The 18,049-nt window shown below is 60.1% G+C and carries 13 protein-coding genes; 7 read left to right on the top strand and 6 right to left on the bottom strand.

The features are described from left to right. Window positions 1-13 precede the first annotated feature (13 nt). The 4 genes from JK213_RS03740 (at window position 14) to JK213_RS03725 (ending at window position 7,402) form a co-directional block, all read left to right on the top strand. Complete coding sequence (locus JK213_RS03740) at window positions 14-1,210, top strand: lipase family protein (RefSeq protein WP_194261077.1); 1,197 nt, start codon at window positions 14-16, stop codon at window positions 1,208-1,210. A gap of 71 nt (window positions 1,211-1,281) precedes the next feature. After that, window positions 1,282-2,085 (top strand): SDR family oxidoreductase, encoded by an 804-nt coding sequence (locus JK213_RS03735; protein ID WP_194261076.1) that lies wholly within the window; start codon window positions 1,282-1,284, stop codon window positions 2,083-2,085. An 80-nt stretch (window positions 2,086-2,165) separates the two neighbouring features. Next, window positions 2,166-5,471, top strand: a complete 3,306-nt coding sequence (locus JK213_RS03730; protein WP_194261075.1) for an efflux RND transporter permease subunit — start codon at window positions 2,166-2,168, stop codon at window positions 5,469-5,471. Window positions 5,472-5,476: 5 nt separating this feature from the next. After that, window positions 5,477-7,402 (top strand): S9 family peptidase, encoded by a 1,926-nt coding sequence (locus JK213_RS03725; RefSeq protein WP_194261074.1) that lies wholly within the window; start codon window positions 5,477-5,479, stop codon window positions 7,400-7,402. Between the two features lie 34 nt (window positions 7,403-7,436). On the opposite strand, the gene flgA is transcribed toward JK213_RS03725, so the two are convergent. The 6 genes from flgA to JK213_RS03695 form a co-directional block, all read right to left on the bottom strand. Then, window positions 7,437-8,429 carry a flagellar basal body P-ring formation chaperone FlgA gene (gene flgA / locus JK213_RS03720; protein WP_194261073.1) on the bottom strand — a complete coding sequence of 331 codons (993 nt, stop codon included), beginning with the start codon at window positions 8,427-8,429 and terminating at the stop codon, window positions 7,437-7,439. A 3-nt stretch (window positions 8,430-8,432) separates the two neighbouring features. After that, window positions 8,433-9,224, bottom strand: a complete 792-nt coding sequence (gene flgG / locus JK213_RS03715) for a flagellar basal-body rod protein FlgG (protein ID WP_194261072.1) — start codon at window positions 9,222-9,224, stop codon at window positions 8,433-8,435. Window positions 9,225-9,257: 33 nt separating this feature from the next. Continuing rightward, the gene (gene flgF / locus JK213_RS03710; protein WP_194261071.1) at window positions 9,258-9,998 is read right to left on the bottom strand and encodes a flagellar basal-body rod protein FlgF; all 741 of its coding nucleotides are present in this window, start codon (window positions 9,996-9,998) and stop codon (window positions 9,258-9,260) included. An 82-nt stretch (window positions 9,999-10,080) separates the two neighbouring features. Beyond that, a complete protein-coding gene (locus JK213_RS03705; protein ID WP_194261070.1) occupies window positions 10,081-11,262 on the bottom strand; it encodes a GNAT family N-acetyltransferase in 1,182 nt (393 codons plus the stop codon). A gap of 15 nt (window positions 11,263-11,277) precedes the next feature. Further along, the gene (locus JK213_RS03700; RefSeq protein ID WP_062027944.1) at window positions 11,278-11,745 is read right to left on the bottom strand and encodes a RidA family protein; all 468 of its coding nucleotides are present in this window, start codon (window positions 11,743-11,745) and stop codon (window positions 11,278-11,280) included. A 99-nt stretch (window positions 11,746-11,844) separates the two neighbouring features. Then, entirely contained in the window at window positions 11,845-13,623 is a 1,779-nt protein-coding gene (locus JK213_RS03695; RefSeq protein ID WP_194261321.1) for a chloride channel protein, read from the bottom strand. Between the two features lie 134 nt (window positions 13,624-13,757). Here JK213_RS03695 and JK213_RS03690 point away from each other — a divergent pair, with 134 nt between their 5' ends. The 3 genes from JK213_RS03690 (at window position 13,758) to JK213_RS03680 (ending at window position 18,049) form a co-directional block, all read left to right on the top strand. Then, the gene (locus JK213_RS03690) at window positions 13,758-14,528 is read left to right on the top strand and encodes an alpha/beta fold hydrolase (protein WP_194261069.1); all 771 of its coding nucleotides are present in this window, start codon (window positions 13,758-13,760) and stop codon (window positions 14,526-14,528) included. 219 nt (window positions 14,529-14,747) lie between these two features. Beyond that, on the top strand, window positions 14,748-15,476 hold the full coding sequence (locus JK213_RS03685) for a hypothetical protein (protein ID WP_099285988.1): 729 nt from the start codon (window positions 14,748-14,750) through the stop codon (window positions 15,474-15,476). A 209-nt stretch (window positions 15,477-15,685) separates the two neighbouring features. Continuing rightward, a complete protein-coding gene (locus JK213_RS03680; RefSeq protein ID WP_194261068.1) occupies window positions 15,686-18,049 on the top strand; it encodes a bifunctional diguanylate cyclase/phosphodiesterase in 2,364 nt (787 codons plus the stop codon).

Below are 18,049 nucleotides of genomic sequence, written 5' to 3'. Positions count from 1 at the left end.
AGACAGACCGCCCATGCCGTATCACTCTTTTCGCCATAAACCGCTGACCGCCCTGACGTCGCTCGTCATGCTTCTGACAGCCGGGGCCACCCTGTCCGGCTGCGCCTCGGATGACGATGGCGACAACTGGTCCGTCAGCGCGCCCGTTTCGGCGGGGCAGGCGATCCGGCTGGATTCCGTGCCGTCCCATGAACCGGCTTCCGTCTATCGCCTGACCTATCGCAGCACGGATGCGCGCAACCCGCATCAGCTCGTGCGCGTGTCGGCACAGGTTCTGGTCCCGCGCGGTCCGGCTCCGGCGGGAGGCTGGCCTGTTCTGGCTTGGGCGCATGGAGAGAGCGGCCTGCACCTGACCTGCGCGCCGTCCGTAATGGGAATCGGTACCGTTCAGGCCCGTTTCTATGACGGATGGCTGCGTCAGGGCTTTGCGATCGTCGCGACCGACTATCCCGGCATGGGCGAGCCCGGCGCACCGCTTCTGCTGAATGCACGTTCGGAAGGCATGAGCGTGCTGGATTCCGTGCGTGCCGCCCGCGAACGCCTCCCGGACCTGTCAGACAACGTGGTGCTGAATGGTCATGCACAGGGTGGACAGGCGGCTCTGGCCGCTGCGGCCATGGCCTCGACCTATGCGCCGCATCTGCATATTCTGGGCACGATCGCCGCCGCACCGCCCTATCTGGACGAACAGGCAGCGCAGGAGCTTCTGCATCCCGCCAATCCGCACAGCTTCTCCCCCGCCGTGCCGGAACTTCTGACGCTCGGGCAGTCGCTGGTCGAGGCCGATCCGTCCACCGACATCAACGAGGCCTTCACGCCCCGGGGGCAGCGCCTTTTGCATGATGCGGGCTCCATGTGCGCTTCGGATTTCTTCCCGATCGCCAAACGCTCCGATCTGACGCCTGCGACCCTGCTCGAACCTGAAGCGGGCCGCGTGCTGGCCCCCGCATTTGACTGGGCGAAATATCCAGGCTTCTCCCTGCCCTCACCTGTTCTGATCGAATCAGGCGCGCAGGATCTGCACACCTCCACAAGCCAGCAGAAACGCCTTGTCGCGCGTCTCTGCGCCGCCGGAACGGCCGTAACACACCGGATTCATGACGCCAGCCATAACGGCACACTTGCCGCCATGCTTACGGAAGCACACAGCTTCGCCGGGCAGCTTCTTGCGGGCACCAAACCCCGTTCGGACTGTAATTCCGCGAAGTAACCTGACGGAGAAGAGATGTTTTCGCCCCTTCGGGGGTCCCATCCCGGAAACACTCTGTTAAAATCGGCCCCATGAATATCCTGATTACAGGGGCCGCATCCGGGATCGGACGCGGTCTTGCCCTGAAACTGGCCCGTCCGGGCGTTTCCCTGCATCTGTGCGATCACGCTGAAGATGGCTTGATGGAAACAGCCCGGCGCTGTGAGGGGCAGGGAGCCAGAGCGGTCCCAGCTGTGCTAGACACGCGCGATCGGCAGGGTATGGCCGACTGGGTTGCCGCCGCATCGCAAGAGCGGCTCGATATGGCGTTTCTCTGTGCGGGCATCACGGGCGGCCTGCCGCATACCGACACCGATGGTCTGCTTTTGGAGCGTGAAGAGCGCGTCCGCGACATGCTGGACATCAACCTGACTGGAACGCTCAATACGTTCTTTCCGGTTGTCGCGGCTATGCGCGGCCAAGAGCGGAATGGCGAAGACCTGCGCGGGCGGATCTGCGTTATGGCGTCCGTCGCGGGGTTCGTGTGTTACCCCGGCACGCCGTCCTATTCCGCATCCAAGGCCGCGCTGGACCGTTTCATCGTGGCCAATGCGGCCCGGCTGGGTAGTTTCGGCATCAGCCTGACCAGCGTATGCTGCGGATTTGTGGATACGGCCATGGTGAGGCAGAACCGCTTTGCCATGCCGGGTCTGGTGTCCACGGAAGAGGCCGTGCGCCGGATCCTGCGCGGAACGCTGCGACAGACGCGCCGGGTAATCTTTCCGGCATGGCTGGTCATGGGATCCCGCCTGATGGATCTTCTCCCGCCCCGCCTGGCAGAACGCTATTACGTCACCCAACCCTCCGCCAAACCGGCAGGCATGCCGGACTTCTGACGGCCCGCACACTGAAGAACTGACATTTTGTGTCCTATCAGTAATGACCTGAAACGCGGTTTTGTGGATAAACTGACCGCATGAATTTCTGCCGCCTGTTCATAGACCGCCCGGTCGCGACGACACTGATGTCCATTGCCATCTTCATGGCGGGACTGATCTGCTATCCGCTCCTGCCCGTCGCCACGATGCCGGACATGACCACAACCTCCATCATGGTCGTGGCAACCCAGCCGGGCGCTGACCCGCAACAGATGGCGACATCCGTCACAACGCCTCTGGAACGCAGGCTTGGCTCCATCGCGGATCTGGAAAGCATCGAATCCGACACCAGTGCCGGACAGGCCCAGATTTTTCTGGAGTTCTCGTCGTCGCGGAACATCGACGGCGCCCTACGTGACACGCAGGCCGCCTTGCGTGCCGCGCGTGCCGATCTGCCGACCGGAACCATGGATGCCGATCCGCAGGCCTTCAAAATGGATGGCGGCGGCTTTCCGGTCTATCTGATGAGCCTGACAGGTGACCAGAAAACACAGGCCGAACTCTACGATATCGCCAATATCCGCATCAAGCCGCTGCTCGCCGAGGTCAAGGGCGTGGGGCGTGTGGAGGTCGTGGGGTCGACAAATCCCGCCGTGCGCGTCGAACTCAATCCCAACCCGCTCTATAAATGGGGCATCGGTCTGGAAGACATCCGCACCGCTCTCGCCTCGGCCAATGCCTTCACACCCAAGGGTTTTATCGACAGCAATGGCCAGCGGATGATGCTGTCCACCAACGATCAGGCCGTCAACGCAGCCCAGTACCGCGACCTGATCATCGCATATCGCAACGACTTCTATCCCGTCCGGCTGAGCGACATCGCCACCGTCACGGACAGCGTTCAGGACGTCTATCAGACCAGCTACATCAACGGACACCGCGCCGTCACACTGGTTGTGACCGCACAGCCCCATGCCAATACCGTGGCTATCGTGGACGGCATCAACGCCAACCTGACGCATCTGCGTGACGCGCTGCCTGCAGACGTCAATCTGGTCGTGGGCCTCGACACGTCCCGCTCCATCCGGGCATCGCTGGCGGATGCGAGACTGACGCTGATCCTGTCCGTCGTGCTGGTCGTGCTTGTGATTCTGCTGTTCTTCCGCAGATTCGTCACGACGCTCATTCCGGCCGTGACGGTCCCCATCGCGCTCTCCGGCACACTGGCGGCGATGGCGGCGTTCAACTTCACGCTCGATGTCCTGTCGCTCATGTCCCTGACCATCGCAGTCGGCTTCGTGGTCGATGATGCCATCGTCGTGCTGGAAAATATCGCCCGACATATGGAGGAAGGAAAGGACCGTTACACGGCCAGTCTGGTCGGGTCTTCGGAGATCGGCTTTACGGTCCTGTCCATCAGCGCCTCGCTGGTCGCCGTCTTCATCCCGCTGCTGTTTCTGCCGGGCGGAGCGGGTTCGATCATGTTCGAGTTCTGCATGACGATGATTTCCGCCATCGTCATTTCCATGTGGCTCTCCCTCACGCTGACGCCAATGATGTGCGCGCGGATGCTGGAAATCGACCACGGCGATCAGCCCCGCAAAGGCTTGATCGGCTCGATCGCGTTCCTCACGGAAACCTCGCTGGACTGGACGCTGAAGCAGTATGGCCGCTCCATGCACTGGTGTCTGCGTCACCCGATCCTGATGGGTATGACGCTGCCGCTGAGCTTCGTGGTGCTGATCGGCTCCATCGTGCTGATGCCCAAGGAATTCATCCCGTCACAGGACATGTCGCTGCTGGCGGGACGCATCAAGGGCGACCCCACGATGTCCTTTCAGGAAATCGACCGGCGTCTGAGGGAAATCGGCGCCATCGCCCAGACGGACCCCGATGTCACGTCCACCACCATTTTCAGCGACGATAAAAACAGCGGCGAGCTTTATATCCATCTGAAGGAAAAGGACGAACGCGTCTCCGCCGAAACCATTCTGGACCGCATCCGCAAACGCGTACCTAACGAACCCGGAGCGGACGTCTCGTTCTGGAGTGTGGGCGGCAGCAGTCAGGGCGGCAGCAGTTCCAAGAATACCGGCAGCTACCGCTACGTCCTGCGCGGAGACAATGTTTCGGACCTCTTCGGTTATATCCCGATCCTGCTGAACGCCCTGCGCGCCTCTGGAAAGCTGGTCAACATTTCGTCCACGACCGAGGGGCAGTCCGTCGCGGCTTACATCACCGTCCAGCGCGATACGGAAGCGCGCTATGGTGTCACCCCGCAGCTGATCCAGAACGTTCTGTATGATTCCTACGGTCAGGCCATCGTCTCCACGATCCATCTGCCCACGACCGAGCACCGCGTGGTCATGGTGCTGGCCCCGAAATACCGGATGGACCCCGAGACGCTTCATCAGGTCTGGATTTCCACTTCCGCAGGGACAGCAGCGGGTGGCGTGGCCTCCAACCTGATCCGCGCCCGCAGCGACTCCAGCACCTCCGCCAGCAGTTTCACATCGCTCGCAACGGCCTCCATCCAGAACTCGCTGGCCAACCAGCTTTCCGGCAATACCTCCAGCGGTTCCGCCGTCTCGTCCTCGATCGAAACCATGATCCCGCTGATGAACGTCGCGTCCATCCTGTGGAAACCGCAGCCCCTCGATATCACCCATCGCGGCAACTATTATTCCGCCAACATCTCGTTCGATCTGGCGACGGGTGTGAGCTACAACGATGCGGTCGCGCTCATCAAACAGACCATGCAGAGCACACACGCCCCCGATGGCGTGTTGGGCGACTTCACCGGAACAGCCGGCGATACGCGCAAGCTCATGATCAATGGCGCCCTAGCGTTCCTTGCCGCCATTGCCGTGATGTATATCGTGCTGGGCATTCTTTATGAGAGCCTGATCCATCCCATCACGATCCTCTCCACCCTGCCCTCTGCCGGGATCGGCGCGGTTCTGGGGCTGTGGATTGCGGGAGAGTCTTTCAGCATCATCGCCATGATCGGCATCATCCTGCTGACGGGCATCGTCAAGAAAAACGCCATTCTCGTCATCGACTTCGCTATCCATGCCGAACGTGTCGAGAAACTCTCCCCGAAAGATGCCATCTTCAAAGCCTCCATCACCCGCTTCCGCCCCATCCTGATGACATCCCTCGCCGCTGCACTCGGGGCGGTCCCGCTCATCATCAGCAATGGCTACGGTGCGGAAATGCGCCGTCCGCTTGGGGTTTCCATCCTCGGCGGGATGATCGTCAGCCAGCTTCTAACCCTTTACACGACGCCAATCGTCTATCTTTGGATGGATGCCATCGGTACGAGAACGAAGCGCCTGTGCCACTGGCTGCTCGGCCTGCTGCGCCGCCATAATACCTCCGCCCCTTCCGCCAGACGGACCTGAAAACTATGATCCCTTATCGTCGCGTCGCCCTGCTGGCCGCGCTGTTCCCCACGATGGCCCTTGCCGCCCCTGTTCAGCTTTTCGACCATATCTCCATCTCTCCCGATGGAAGCCGACTGCTTTCATTGCAGGAACCCGTCGGGGAGCCTGCAGCAAGCACCATTTCCCAGCCCGTGCTGTATACCCTCCCCTCCGGAGCCCGCAGCAATCTGGCTCTGTGTCATGGCTGTGAAGCAAGCGCGTTCGCCTGGCGTCGGGACGGGCAGGCACTCGCCTATGTTCTGAAAGATCCGTCCGTCAAAACCCTGTCTGTCTGGCAAACGGACAAGGATGGTCACCATGCAACACAGGTCCTGACCTTCAAGGGAACCCTTCAATCGCTGTCCTATGGACCCAAAGGGCAGCTTGGCGTTCTGGCGATCGAAAACGCCCATCGACAGCCCGGCGCCATGGAAGCAGGCGCAGCCCCGACCGGGGAAATCAATGCACAGATCGACGAACAGCGGATCGCTACGATCGAAAATGGCCATCTGAACTGGCAGTCGCCCGCCAATCTGTATGTTTATGAGTATGACTGGCGCCCGGACGGCGAAGGCTTTATCGCCACGGCTGCGCCGGGAAACGGAGACGATCACTGGTGGATTGCAAAGCTCCACGCCATCGCAAATGGGACGGACACCGTTCTTTACACCCCGCCTCAGGAACAGCAGCTCAACCTTCCGCGTGTCTCTCCGGATGGAAAACAGGTGTCCTTCATCGGCGGCCTGATGAGTGACTACGGAGCGATCGGCGGCGATGCGTACAGTCTGGATCTGACCAAAGCTGGCGCGAAACCCGTCAACCTGACACCAGGGCTGAAGGCCACCGTCACCGACCTTTCCTGGGAGTGTGGCCCGGGCCTCATTGCAACCGGTCTCAAGGGAGACCGCAGCGTTATCTGGTCCCTTCAGGGAGGCCAGAGGTCGTTGTGGGAAGAGACCATGATGCTGTCCAATGGCCGCTCGGAACCAAGCCTGTCCTGTGCCGGGCAGCACACCGCCATTATCCGGCAGAGCTTTGAAAAAGCCCCTGAAATCGCCGCTGGTCCCATTGGGCAATGGAAACCCGTCAATCAGGACAATGCAGCCCTTCCGGCACGTCTCAAGGCGCGCAGTCTGACATGGAAAAGCGATGGCTATTCCGTGCAGGGCTGGCTTCTGGAACCTCTGACGCGCAAGCCGGGGATGGAGCAGAACGGCAAAGTTCCGATGATCGTCTATGTTCACGGCGGACCGTCCAGCGCTTCCAACCCGCGCTATTTCCGCGATAACAGCAAGCTTGCGATGGCGCTTCTGAATGCGGGTTATGACGTCTTCATGCCCAACCCACGGGGAAGCTACGGACAGGGCGAAGCCTTTACCGCAGCAAACCGTCGGGATTTCGGACATGGCGATCTCCGCGACGTCCTGCGCGGGATTGATGCGGTTGAGAAAATCGCGCCTGTCGACGACCACCGTCTGGGCCTGACCGGATTTTCCTATGGCGGCTACATGACGATGTGGAGCGTCACCCAGACAAACCGCTTCCGGGCAGCTGTTGCCGGAGCCGGAATTTCAAACTGGTTGTCCTATTACGGTGAAAACAACATCGATAGCTGGATGGTACCCTTCTTCGGAAAATCCGTCTACGACGACCCGGACATCTACGCCCATTCCTCACCCATTCTCTATATCCGACAGGCTCATACTCCGACCTTTATTTTCGTCGGCTCTGCGGATGAAGAATGCCCGATGCCCCAGAGTCAGGAATTTTTCCATGCGCTCCAGACCCTGCATGTGCCGAGCTCGCTCGTCATCTATCCGGGACAGGGCCACGGTATGAGCGATCCAAAGTCTTGGGACGATGCCGTACAGCGGACCATCCACTGGTTCGACACCTATCTGACGCAGTAAAAAAACCGACCTGACGGGCAGCCACCGCTGCCCGTCAGAGAGACGGAAGAGCCGTCGTCTGCTGATGGGTTCTGCTGTCAGCGGAAAGCGGCATGATGCCGGGAATGACTTCCACTTCCGTCCGGTCCACGACACGCCCTGTGAGCACCATATGGCTGCTGGCATTGTAAACATGCACGGTATCGCCCTTCCCGCCTGTTTCCAGAACGGTTCCAGACACCGTCAGGTGAAGGCTCTGACCGGAAAACGTCGCCACGACAGGCGAACCGCGATGGACAAGCTGGGGATGTGCAAGTTGCGACACACTGAGAACCTGACCAGCGGCAAGCACGCCACGCGCCTCCAACCCAACCGCATCCTCAGGGTTCTGTAACGCATCATCCGGAATCAGACCGACGCGGACAAACGTCATGGTGACATCGTCTGGCAGAATAGGCTGCCCCAGATGCATGGCGTGACGCAGGGTTACCGCACGCACCTCCATGGTTGCCGTGCCACTCACATTGAAAGCCGTTCCCTGCCCACCTTTGGCAGAAGGCACCTCAAGCCGAGCCGTAAAATGCTCGCTGCCATGCGGCGGACGGTCAATATGCAAAATGGCGGGTACGCCCTGATCCGCAACCGGAACTGGCACCGGCTTGAACCCCGTCAGTGCCACTTCAACCCGCGCTTCAGAGGGAAGTTCAAGTCCTTCGCGGACAACAGGCAGGACATCATCTGCCGTAATCATCCGCGCCGTGTGGGTTACGGTCACAGACACCAGAGGCGAAGCATCCGGCCAGTCCACGCCGAACTGAGCGGCAATAGCCGTCAACTGCGGACCACCCACCACATAACTGGCTCCAAGCGCCGGAGCATCTCCGATTTCGGTGTCCTGCCCCTTGCCCAGATCATCGAACAGGTCAGACAAACGCACACGTGGATGATCGACATTGACTGTCGTGCGTAACGTCGCCGCCGACACAAAGGAAAATGCCCCGCACCCTGCCAATAGCAGAATGCCACCCGTCAGCAGGGGGCGGCTCATGTTTTAAGCGCCGCCCAGATTGGTGACGGTTTTCAGCATATCGTCAGATGCGGTAATGACCTTGCTGTTCATTTCGTAGGCGCGCTGTGCCGTAATGAGGTCAGTGATTTCGGTCACAACATTGACGTTCGAGTTTTCTACATAACCCTGCATGATGCTGCCGTAGCCGACGGCTTCAGGGTTGCCCATCATGGCATCGCCAGAGGCCGTCGTCTGCGTGAACAGGTTCTGCCCCATCGCGGCCAGACCGTTCTCGTTGGTGAAGATGCCAAGCTGAAGCTGGCCGACGAGCGTCGTGTTGTTCTGCCCGGCGATCTGCACACTCACCTGACCGGACTGATCAATCGAAATGCTCTGGGCATTGTTGGGGATCGTGATCGTCGGGCTGATGAGATAGCCGTCTGCGGTCACGAGAGAACCGTTATTGTCCATCGAAAACGTGCCGTCGCGGGTATAGGCAAGCTGTCCCGAAGGAAGCTGGACCTGAAAATAACCGCGACCCTGAACCGCCATATCAAGGGAGTTGCTCGTCTGCTCAAGACTGCCCTGATCGTTAATGCGATAGATCGCCGCCGTCTTCACACCGAGGCCGACCTGTGCGCCGGCGGGAATAGTCGTCCCGGTATCGGAAGAGCTTGCGCCCACGCGACGGAGATTCTGATAGATCAGATCCTGAAACTCGGCGCGGGAGCGTTTATATCCCGTGGTGCTCATGTTCGCGATGTTATTGGAAATCGTTTCGACGTTGGTCTGCTGGGCCTGCATGCCCGTTCCGGCGATGTCGAGTGCGCGCATGAAAAATTATCCTTGTCCCGTCAGGGGAAATAATCAGGCTGAAACCTGAACGATCTTGTCGATGGCATTTTTCTGGCGCGTGGCTTCGGCATCTACGAACTGCGCCATGAACTGGAAATTCCGCTGGATTTCCATCATCTTTGTGACTTCGGTCATCATCTGGACGTTGCTGCCTTCCACCATGCCCTGCACGATATTGGGCCGTTCCACAGCGGTTGTGGGCTGCTCCGTCCGCAAAAGCCTGCTGCCTTCGGCCTGAAGTTTGTTGTCGTCCTGTGCCGTCACGATGCCGATCTGACCCTGTTCGCCCGTTTCGGTCGAGATCACGCCATCGGCGGAAATGGTGATACGGTGGTCGGTCTGGGGAATGACGATCGGCTGACCATCACGGTCCAAAAGGGCATTGCCGCTTTCATCAACGACGGCGCCGTCCTGCTGTTCCTCAAACCGCCCTGCCCGGGTCAGGCGCACACCATTGGCGGTACGGACCTGAAAATACCCCTCGCCTCCAAGCGCCAGATCCAGCGGATTGCCGGTGGACTGCATGTCGCCCTGCTGAAAGTCCCGATATGTCGCACGGTCCTGCGTATAGGATTCCGTATCCGCACCTTCGGCCTGTTTGGAGCCGTGCTGATGGGACAGGAAGTCACTGAAGAGGACATTTTCGCGTTTGTAGCCCACGGTCGATGCGTTCGACATGTTGTCCGCAACCACGGACATGGCGCGCTGCTGGGCATCCATGCGCGAAAGCGCGATATAGGTACTGTTCTCCATGGGCGTTACAGGCTCCGGTCAATCCCGATTTCGAAGCACAGCGTAGCGGCACAAAGCTTTCCCAATCGTTAAACGAACGCCCTCAACCCGACTCGCCGTGACGATATGGTGAAAGAGTCAGCAGTTCCGCCGCCTCTGCCTGCAGGGCCGTCCGTTCCTCTTCCACGAAGGCTGCGATCGCCTGTCGCAGACCGGGATCGAGTATGGCATGGGCGGAATGGGTGAAGCTCGGAAGATAGCCGCGCTGGATCTTGTGTTCGCCCTGCGCCCCGGCTTCAACACGAGAGAGGCCGTGTTCGATGGCGAAAGCAATCGCGCGGTAATAACACAGCTCGAAATGCAGGAAGGGCCAGTCCCCCTCGCAGCCCCAGTTCCGGCCGAACAGCGCGTCCGTCCCCATAAGATTCAGGGCCCCGGCGACAGCTTTTCCGTCATGATGGGCCATCATCAGGACCACGCGGTCTCCGAGGCGTTCGGACAGCATGGGAAAGAAGCGCTCCGTCAGATAGGCGCTGCCCCATTTGCGGTCGATCGTGGACTGGTAGAAGCGGTAAAATGCTGTCCAGTCTTCCGGCGTGATGTCGTTTCCGCGGAGCGTGCTGAAGGTCAGGCCGCAGGACTGGGCGGCGCTGCGTTCCTTGCGGATGGACTTGCGTTTGCGGGACGACAGCGCGGCCAGAAAATCATCGAACGTTGTGTAGCCGTTATTCTGCCAGTGATACTGAAGGCCTGTTCGCGGCAGATAACCCGCCTCGGTGAAGGCATCGAGCGAAGCCACGTCACAGAAATTGGCGTGCAGGGAGGACAGGCCGAGTTGCGCCGTCGCCTGAATAAGCGCGGCGGCGAGAGCCTGCGCCACGGCTTGCAGATCAGGCAGATCGGGACGCAACAGGAGTCTGGGTCCGGGAACCGGTGAAAACGGAACAGCGCAGACGAATTTTGGATAATAACGCCCGCCCGCGGCTTCATAGGCGCGGGCCCAGCTTTGGTCGAAGACATACTCGCCCCAGGAATGGGATTTTCCATAAAGCGGGGCGAGGGCCGCGATGGTGCCGTCCGGCGCGCGCAAAGCGGCATGACGAACCAGCCAGCCGGAGCGGTCCGTGACGGAACCGCTGTCTTCAAGGGCGGACAGAAAACCGAAAGAGACGAACGGATTGTCCGCTCCCGCACAGGCGTCCCAGGCATCGGCCCCGATCTCGTGGATCGAGGCATGAAGGCTCAGGCTCCAGTCGGGGGACGGCATGGTCTCCGCTTCTCCCATTCGGTTTCTCCCGTATCAGGCGATTTCGAACAGCGCCTCGACCTCGACCGGGGCATTCACGGGCAGGCTCGGTACGCCGATGGTGGAGCGTGCATGGCGTCCGGCGTCACCGAACACGTCCACAGCCAGATCGGACGCGCCGTTCATGACGGTGGCGTGGTCAGTGAATTCCGGCGTGCAGGCAATGAAGCCGCCCAGACGAACAACGCGCGTGATACGGGAAAGATCACCGTCGAGCGCAGCCTTGGCCTGCGCCAGAACATTGATAAGGCAGGCGCGGGCACAGGCCACACCGGCATGGGCCGAAACTTCGTCACCGAGCTTGCCCGTAATGAGCAGCTTGCCGTCCACCAGCGGGAGCTGACCGGACACGACGAGCAGATTTCCAGTCCGCACGGTCGTGACGTAGTTCGCAACCGGAGCAGCTGCGACCGGCAGCGTGATGTCGAGGGCGGCGAGGCGGGATTCGGGGGTCGCGGTCATGGGAAAATCTCCGGTTGGGGCGCCCGGAACGGGCATCTGACAGGACTATATGTTGAAGCGGGAACGGCCCGATGCCAAGGGGGAAAGGCCGGAGCCGGGTCAGGTTGGCAGGCTGTCGTCGCCCGCAAGGCTTCTGCGGCTGCGCTCAAGTTCCTCGGCATAGCGGCGCAGGGCGTGCTGTTCGGTCAGAGTTCCGATCACCTGTCGGGATTGTGGATCTTCGACGACGACAAGTGCATCGGCCTCGGCTTTTTCGAACAGTTCGATCGCCTCGCGGACATTCATGAGCGGTGTGAGCATGGCGTTACGGAACAGAGCCAACGTTCTGATCGGCGTCTGGTCGGAAGGCGCGGCATGCAGTTCCGCAAGATGGACGATGCCGTCATAATGACCCGCTTCGTCAAGCAGCACGATCCGCTGGGCCGAACCGGGCGGAAAGAGGGTCTGAGCCCGGCTCACGGACGTCTCCGCCGGAAGAGTTCGGACCTGTCCACGCATCATCCGGCGCACATTCAGAGAGCGCATCCAGCCGATATCGACGGCGGAGCGGATGGATTCGCCGCGCAGATGGAAACGCCATGTTGCAAAGCTGTAGCCGAACAGGCGCCGCACCGTGAGCAGGGAGAGCACTGCGGCCACCAGCGTGGCACCGCTCATGGACACGCTGCCGGTCAGTTCCAGCATCAGGCATACCATTGTCATGGGACTGCCGATGACGGCCACGGCCATGGCGCTCATGCCAATCAACGCGCAGGCCGTAACGGAATCCGGCGCAACGCCCAAGGGCGCCAGAAGCGTGCCATAGATCGTCCCGGCCAGAGACCCGAGATACAGCGACGCGAAAAACAGCCCTCCGCGAAACCCGGAGCCGATACACAGGCACGATGCCAGCGCCTTCAGGAGCAGTAGAACAACGGCCATTCGCGCGGTAACATTCCCGGCGAAGACTGTCCGCATTGCTTCATGCCCTGCGGACAGAACGGACGGATGGAGCGTTGCCAGCCCTCCCACGATCAGACCGCCAACCGCAGGCCGCAGCCAGACCGGGCCGGGCATCCGCCGGAACAGCCCCTCCGTCTGGGTGACGCAGAACATAAGCCCGATAGCCGTCAGCGCCGTCAGAACACTGATGAGGACCGCCCCGGCCGTTCCTTCCCACGACAGATCTCCGGGAGACGGAATAACGATGCCCGGCGGCACACTGCCCAGAAAGCGCGTCACGCCCACACCCGCCAACGCCGCCACGGCCACGGGGGACAGGCTGCCCAGAGAATAAGACCCAATCACCAGTTCAAACGCATAGAACGCACCAGCCACTGGCGCATCGAACGCCGCCCCGATCGCGGCCCCGGCCCCGGCTCCCACCAGAACCCGCAGATCCTCACGACGCACCCGGAAGGAGCGCCCGATCCGCGAGCCAAACGCTGCCGCGATCTGGGTAAACCCGGCTTCAAGCCCGATGGAGCCGCCCACGCCATTGGACAGAACCGTCTGACAGACAATGACCAGACTGTCCCGTACCGACATACGTCCGCCATGCAGCGCATTCGCCTCGATGGGGTCCACCGGGCTGCGCGGCATGATTTTTGCGATCAGCACCCCGAACAGGCCGATCATCAGCCCCCCGCCGCTCAGCACGACAACTGTGCGAAGAGGCGGCAAAGCGCTCAAACCGGACAGATGACCACCAGACACACCCGAAACGCCAAAAAGCAGTCTGTGCATCCAGAAGGTGAGATGGGTCATGACGACCACACACAGCCCCGACAGAATGCCGACAAATCCCGCCAGCACGCTCAGCCAGATCTCGTTGCCACGCACCAGAGTCCGCAGATTCAGGGGGGCATGAGGAAACAGACGCGCCTGAAAGCGGTTCAACCACTGGCGCAGGATGCGCGAACGATCTTGAAAAGGGGCGGGACTGGTGGACAAGCGGGCTCCCGGGCGGCAGGTGTGATCCTGTTTGACGGCAAGCGCGCTGCCGATCAACAGCTGTCATGGAAGGATCACCGATGAAACTGCATGCCATCGAACGCGGCGAAGGCCCGGAGACGGTCGTTTTCCTGCACGGACTGTTCGGGCGGGCCCGGAATCTCGGCTTTCTCCAGCGCGGCGCGGCTACGACCTTCCGGACGCTGGCGCTGGATCTGCGCAATCACGGCCACAGCCCGCATGGTCCCGCCAGCTATGCTCTCATGGCACAGGACGTACTGGAAACGCTGGACGATCTGGGAATCGAGCGCTTTGCGGTCGTCGGACACTCCATGGGAGGCAAGGTCGGCATGATGCTCGCCCTCGCCGCCCCGGAGCGCGTCACGAAGCTGCTCGTTGCAGACATCGCCCCGGCACGGACGGGGCATGGACAGCGCGAGATGATCTCGAAGCTCGAAACCCTCACATTCCCCCCCTCCCTGGAGCGGCGGGAAGGACTGGCTCTTCTTGAGCCCATTACAGGCAGCCGTCCCGTTGCCGAACTCCTGCTGCAAAACATCCGGCTGGGCGATTCTCCGGGCTGGAGCATCGGTTTTGACGCGCTTTCCCGCGACATTCATGACATCGAAAGCTGGCCCGACCTTCAGATTGTCCCTTACGAAGGGCCTGTTCTTTTTCTGCGCGGCGGAGCCTCGCCCTATGTCCTGCCCGAACATCACGATCATATCCGGGCGCTCTTCCCGCAGGCGCTGATCCGCTCCCTGCCCGATGCCGGGCACTGGCTGCATGTGGAACAGCCCCGGGCTTTTCTGAAAGAAATGATGGAATTTCTTCAGATTCCAGCCCGGTAAAAGACGTTACGAAATCAAATCAATCAGATAGACGGCGGTTTTTCAGGAACCATATCATTACGATTAAGCAACATATTGAAAATCTAATATATTAATATTTTGGTAATTTAAAAAAATTCAATTATAATTAAAGTAAAAAAGTTACTTTTCTGAAAAATTAACGACTACAACATCACTGCCGGAACGGCGCATGTAATAAACTTCTTCAGGATTACGCGGATGTACGCTCTACTGTTCTCCGAGCCCTTGGTAAATCGTGCCGAAATGCGTGTCTTTACACGGGAGAAAATCTATTCTTCCGCATTGGCCCGGGGCGCAGCCCATGGCGATAAAGAGACTATTAAGGCCATGATGATCGGCTGGTGGCCTTTTATTCAGGCTTTCGAGCGCGCTATTGACGTGCGCGTCGGCCATCTTCCCATCAAACCGCTCGTCCAGCGCTTCGGGCAGACCCGGATCAAGACCTTCTTTTCAGAAGCGCGTGAAGCGGTGCGGGAAATGAAGGAAGAGGAAGGCTCACACGCCATTCTCTGGGCCGATGGCGCAAAAGAATTCGGCCTCGATCTGTACGGAACGCATTACGACACGCTTCCCACGGTCCAGAAGCTGATCGCCAATGCCGACAGTGAAGATCCCGTGGTCTTCTTCTCCTGGCTCGCAGCCGTCGAATACATCGCCGAAGAACTGGCCGCCTATCTGTGCCATGCACCGAAATTCACCAACCTGTTCGCAAAGAAGCACTGGACATGGGGTCTGGCGCATGATGAGCACGAACATGACGGCCCGTCCCATCTGGAAATCGATGAGGATCTGGCCCGCGGGTATTATCCGTCCAACGACCCGGACATCACCCGCGCCGCGCTGACAGCCAATATGCGCGAATGCATTGAAATGTTTGAAAAAGCCAGCCACGAGATTTACGCCACGACGCCGGAAATGGCACACTAACGAAACCTTAACTCTTTAACAGCTATCTCCGTGTCCGGGGCGCCATACCCGAGGCGCGGAGATGTTGCCTGCAACAGATTCGCTCTCTGCAAAGAAAAACTTCATAAATTCCTGTCATCGTGGCCCCCTCCTCCGCTATTGGGAAGGTTCATGATGTCTTTGCCTGTCTCACCGGCTTCCGTTGTCGCCTTCCCGCCATGCGCGACATAATGACAGCCGTCCTGACCCTGCTGAAACAAATGCGGTTTGCGCGACTTTTTCCCTTCCGGGCCGAGATCCCGGCAGGCGCAGAAGAAGAGATCCGCCTTTCGCGTTGCAGAGTCCTGCGCGGTCTGAACTTCTTCCATTTCGTCCCCCAGATCAGCTGTGGCCCGATCGCAGGCCTTTGCCTGATGCGGAACTATCCTTTTTACGGCGCGGTTCTGTGCGGAACAGTCCTGCTCCTGCTCGCACTTTACAACATCTGCTTTTATGCAATCCCCACCGAAAAACTGGTCGACACCCGGCAGTCATGGATTCTCAAGGGTCTGAATTTCGCATTCGCCCTGTGCTGGGTCACCCTGCCTCCGGTCGTATTTCCTTACGGAGACGCGAATGACCGGGTTCTGGTCGCCGGCATCATGGTCGGGTTGACCGCGACGACCATTACACTGGTTCCTCTGACGGGCATGGGGGAAATCATTGCCTCCATGCTCATTCTGTCCTGCGGCGGTGCCCTGTTCGAAGCATGGACGATCGACCACGGTATTTTCTATTTTTACATCGCCATCGAAATGGCGGTTTATCTATTCTTTGTCCTGTCCCTGACGATGGCCGTCCGCACCCTGTTCACGGCTTTTCTGGTCAGCCGGTATTCCCTCGAACAGCGCAACAGCATCGTCCAGCTCCTGCTCCGCAATGCCGATGACGACACTGGCGACTGGCTGTGGGAGACCTGCGCGTCCGGAAGCCTGCGCAATGTGTCAGCCAGTCTGGCCTCGGCCTTCGGCAACAGCCGCGAGTGGCTTGAAACCCGCATCTTCTTTGACATCCTGTCTGATCTGGCCGGCCCGGCCGCTTTTGACGGCGATGAGCGGACAGGGCTTGGACGTCTGCGGCAGTGCCTCGACAACCGGATTTTCTTCCGCGACATCGTGGTGTCCGGCACCCTGCAGGGTCAGCAGCGCTTCTGGTCGCTCAGCGGGCGTCCGGTTTTTCAGGACCGCATCTTCGTCGGCTATCGTGGCGTTGGAACGGATGTGACCCAGACGCACTGGGCGCAGGAAAGCGCGTCTTTCAGGGCGCGGCATGATCTGCTGACCGGTCTGCCCAACCGCGGTGCTTTCCTCGATGACATGGAAACCTACCTCATCGAGGCCGCACGCACAGGAGAAGCGTTTGCACTGCTCAATCTCGATCTGGACGGCTTCAAACAGATCAACGACCGGCACGGCCATTCCGCCGGCGACGAAATGCTCCGGAAAGTCACGGTTGTCCTGAGCCGCACCCTGAGCGAACGCCACAGGCTCTACCGTTTTGGCGGCGACGAATTCATGTTGCTCGAACGCCAGACAACACCGGCCCAGGCTTCCGCCACCGCGTCCGGGCTGATCAATGCGCTGACGAACGTACCCATCCGGGTAGGCGAAGGTGTGCGCTGCGCAGTCGGCCTCAGCGTGGGAATCGTGCTATCCATCGGCGGCTCGGAACGTGTGGGAAGCCTGCTGGAAGCCAGTGATCTGGCGCTCTACGAGGCCAAGAGCCTCGGAGGCCACACGCATCGCTTCTACAACCCCGAACTGCGAACCGTCGCCAAACGAAACCGGGACCTGATCCGTGCGCTCCCCCAGGCGCTGGAGGAAGGCGGTCTGGGCATTGTCTATCAGCCTTTCTTCAACACCCAGAGCCAGAAGCTCTGCGGGTTCGAGGCGCTGATCCGCTGGTCCCATCCCGAATATGGCCGCGTCCCCCCCGAGCGGATCATCCAGCTTGCCGAGGAAGCGGGGCTGATCCAGAAGCTCGGCGTCTATGTCATGGAACGGGCCTGCCTCTTTGCCAGCGAATGGGAAGACGGGTTGGTGCTTTCGATCAATGTCTCCGTCGGGCAGCTTGAGGCCCCGACCTTCCTCAAGGACACGTTCCGGGTTCTGGAAAAAACCGGCTTCCCAGCCCGCTGCCTTCAGATCGAGATGACCGAAAACATCTTCATGGAGCCGGATGCCGCAACCTTCACGCTGCTCAGCCGCCTGCAGAGCGCCGGGATTTCCATTGCGCTCGACGATTTCGGCAAGGGCTTCTCGTCTCTCGGATATCTGCGCTTCTTCCCGTTCTCGAAAATCAAGCTGGACGGTCTGTTCGTCAGGGACATGCTCCGCGAATCCCGCGCCGCTTCCATTGTACGCGCCGTGGTTGATCTGTCGATCGATCTGGGCGTGGCTGTGACTGCGGAAGGCGTGGAAAGTCAGGAACAGCTCTCCTACCTCAAGCGTCTGGGCTGCACGGAAGTTCAGGGCTATCTGCTGTCACGTCCCCTTTCCCCCGAAGATACCCGTCAGTTCATGACGACGATCCCGGCCGTGATGGAAGCGTCCTGA

It is taken from the genome of Gluconobacter sp. Dm-44, from assembly GCF_018256175.1.
GTDB lineage: Bacteria > Pseudomonadota > Alphaproteobacteria > Acetobacterales > Acetobacteraceae > Gluconobacter > Gluconobacter cadivus.
This window is presented reverse-complemented; position numbering and strand designations above follow the sequence as displayed.

Excerpts from the sequence above, each read along its gene's own strand:
- JK213_RS03740 (WP_194261077.1), top strand. The coding sequence starts at position 14 with ATGCCGTATCACTCTTTTCGCCATAAACCGCTGACCGCCCTGACGTCG.
- JK213_RS03735 (WP_194261076.1), top strand. The coding sequence starts at position 1,282 with ATGAATATCCTGATTACAGGGGCCGCATCCGGGATCGGACGCGGTCTT.
- JK213_RS03730 (WP_194261075.1), top strand. The coding sequence starts at position 2,166 with ATGAATTTCTGCCGCCTGTTCATAGACCGCCCGGTCGCGACGACACTG.
- JK213_RS03725 (WP_194261074.1), top strand. The coding sequence starts at position 5,477 with ATGATCCCTTATCGTCGCGTCGCCCTGCTGGCCGCGCTGTTCCCCACG.
- flgA (WP_194261073.1), bottom strand. The coding sequence starts at position 8,429 with ATGAGCCGCCCCCTGCTGACGGGTGGCATTCTGCTATTGGCAGGGTGC.
- flgG (WP_194261072.1), bottom strand. The coding sequence starts at position 9,224 with ATGCGCGCACTCGACATCGCCGGAACGGGCATGCAGGCCCAGCAGACC.
- flgF (WP_194261071.1), bottom strand. The coding sequence starts at position 9,998 with ATGGAGAACAGTACCTATATCGCGCTTTCGCGCATGGATGCCCAGCAG.
- JK213_RS03705 (WP_194261070.1), bottom strand. The coding sequence starts at position 11,262 with ATGGGAGAAGCGGAGACCATGCCGTCCCCCGACTGGAGCCTGAGCCTT.
- JK213_RS03700 (WP_062027944.1), bottom strand. The coding sequence starts at position 11,745 with ATGACCGCGACCCCCGAATCCCGCCTCGCCGCCCTCGACATCACGCTG.
- JK213_RS03690 (WP_194261069.1), top strand. The coding sequence starts at position 13,758 with ATGAAACTGCATGCCATCGAACGCGGCGAAGGCCCGGAGACGGTCGTT.
- JK213_RS03685 (WP_099285988.1), top strand. The coding sequence starts at position 14,748 with ATGTACGCTCTACTGTTCTCCGAGCCCTTGGTAAATCGTGCCGAAATG.
- JK213_RS03680 (WP_194261068.1), top strand. The coding sequence starts at position 15,686 with ATGACAGCCGTCCTGACCCTGCTGAAACAAATGCGGTTTGCGCGACTT.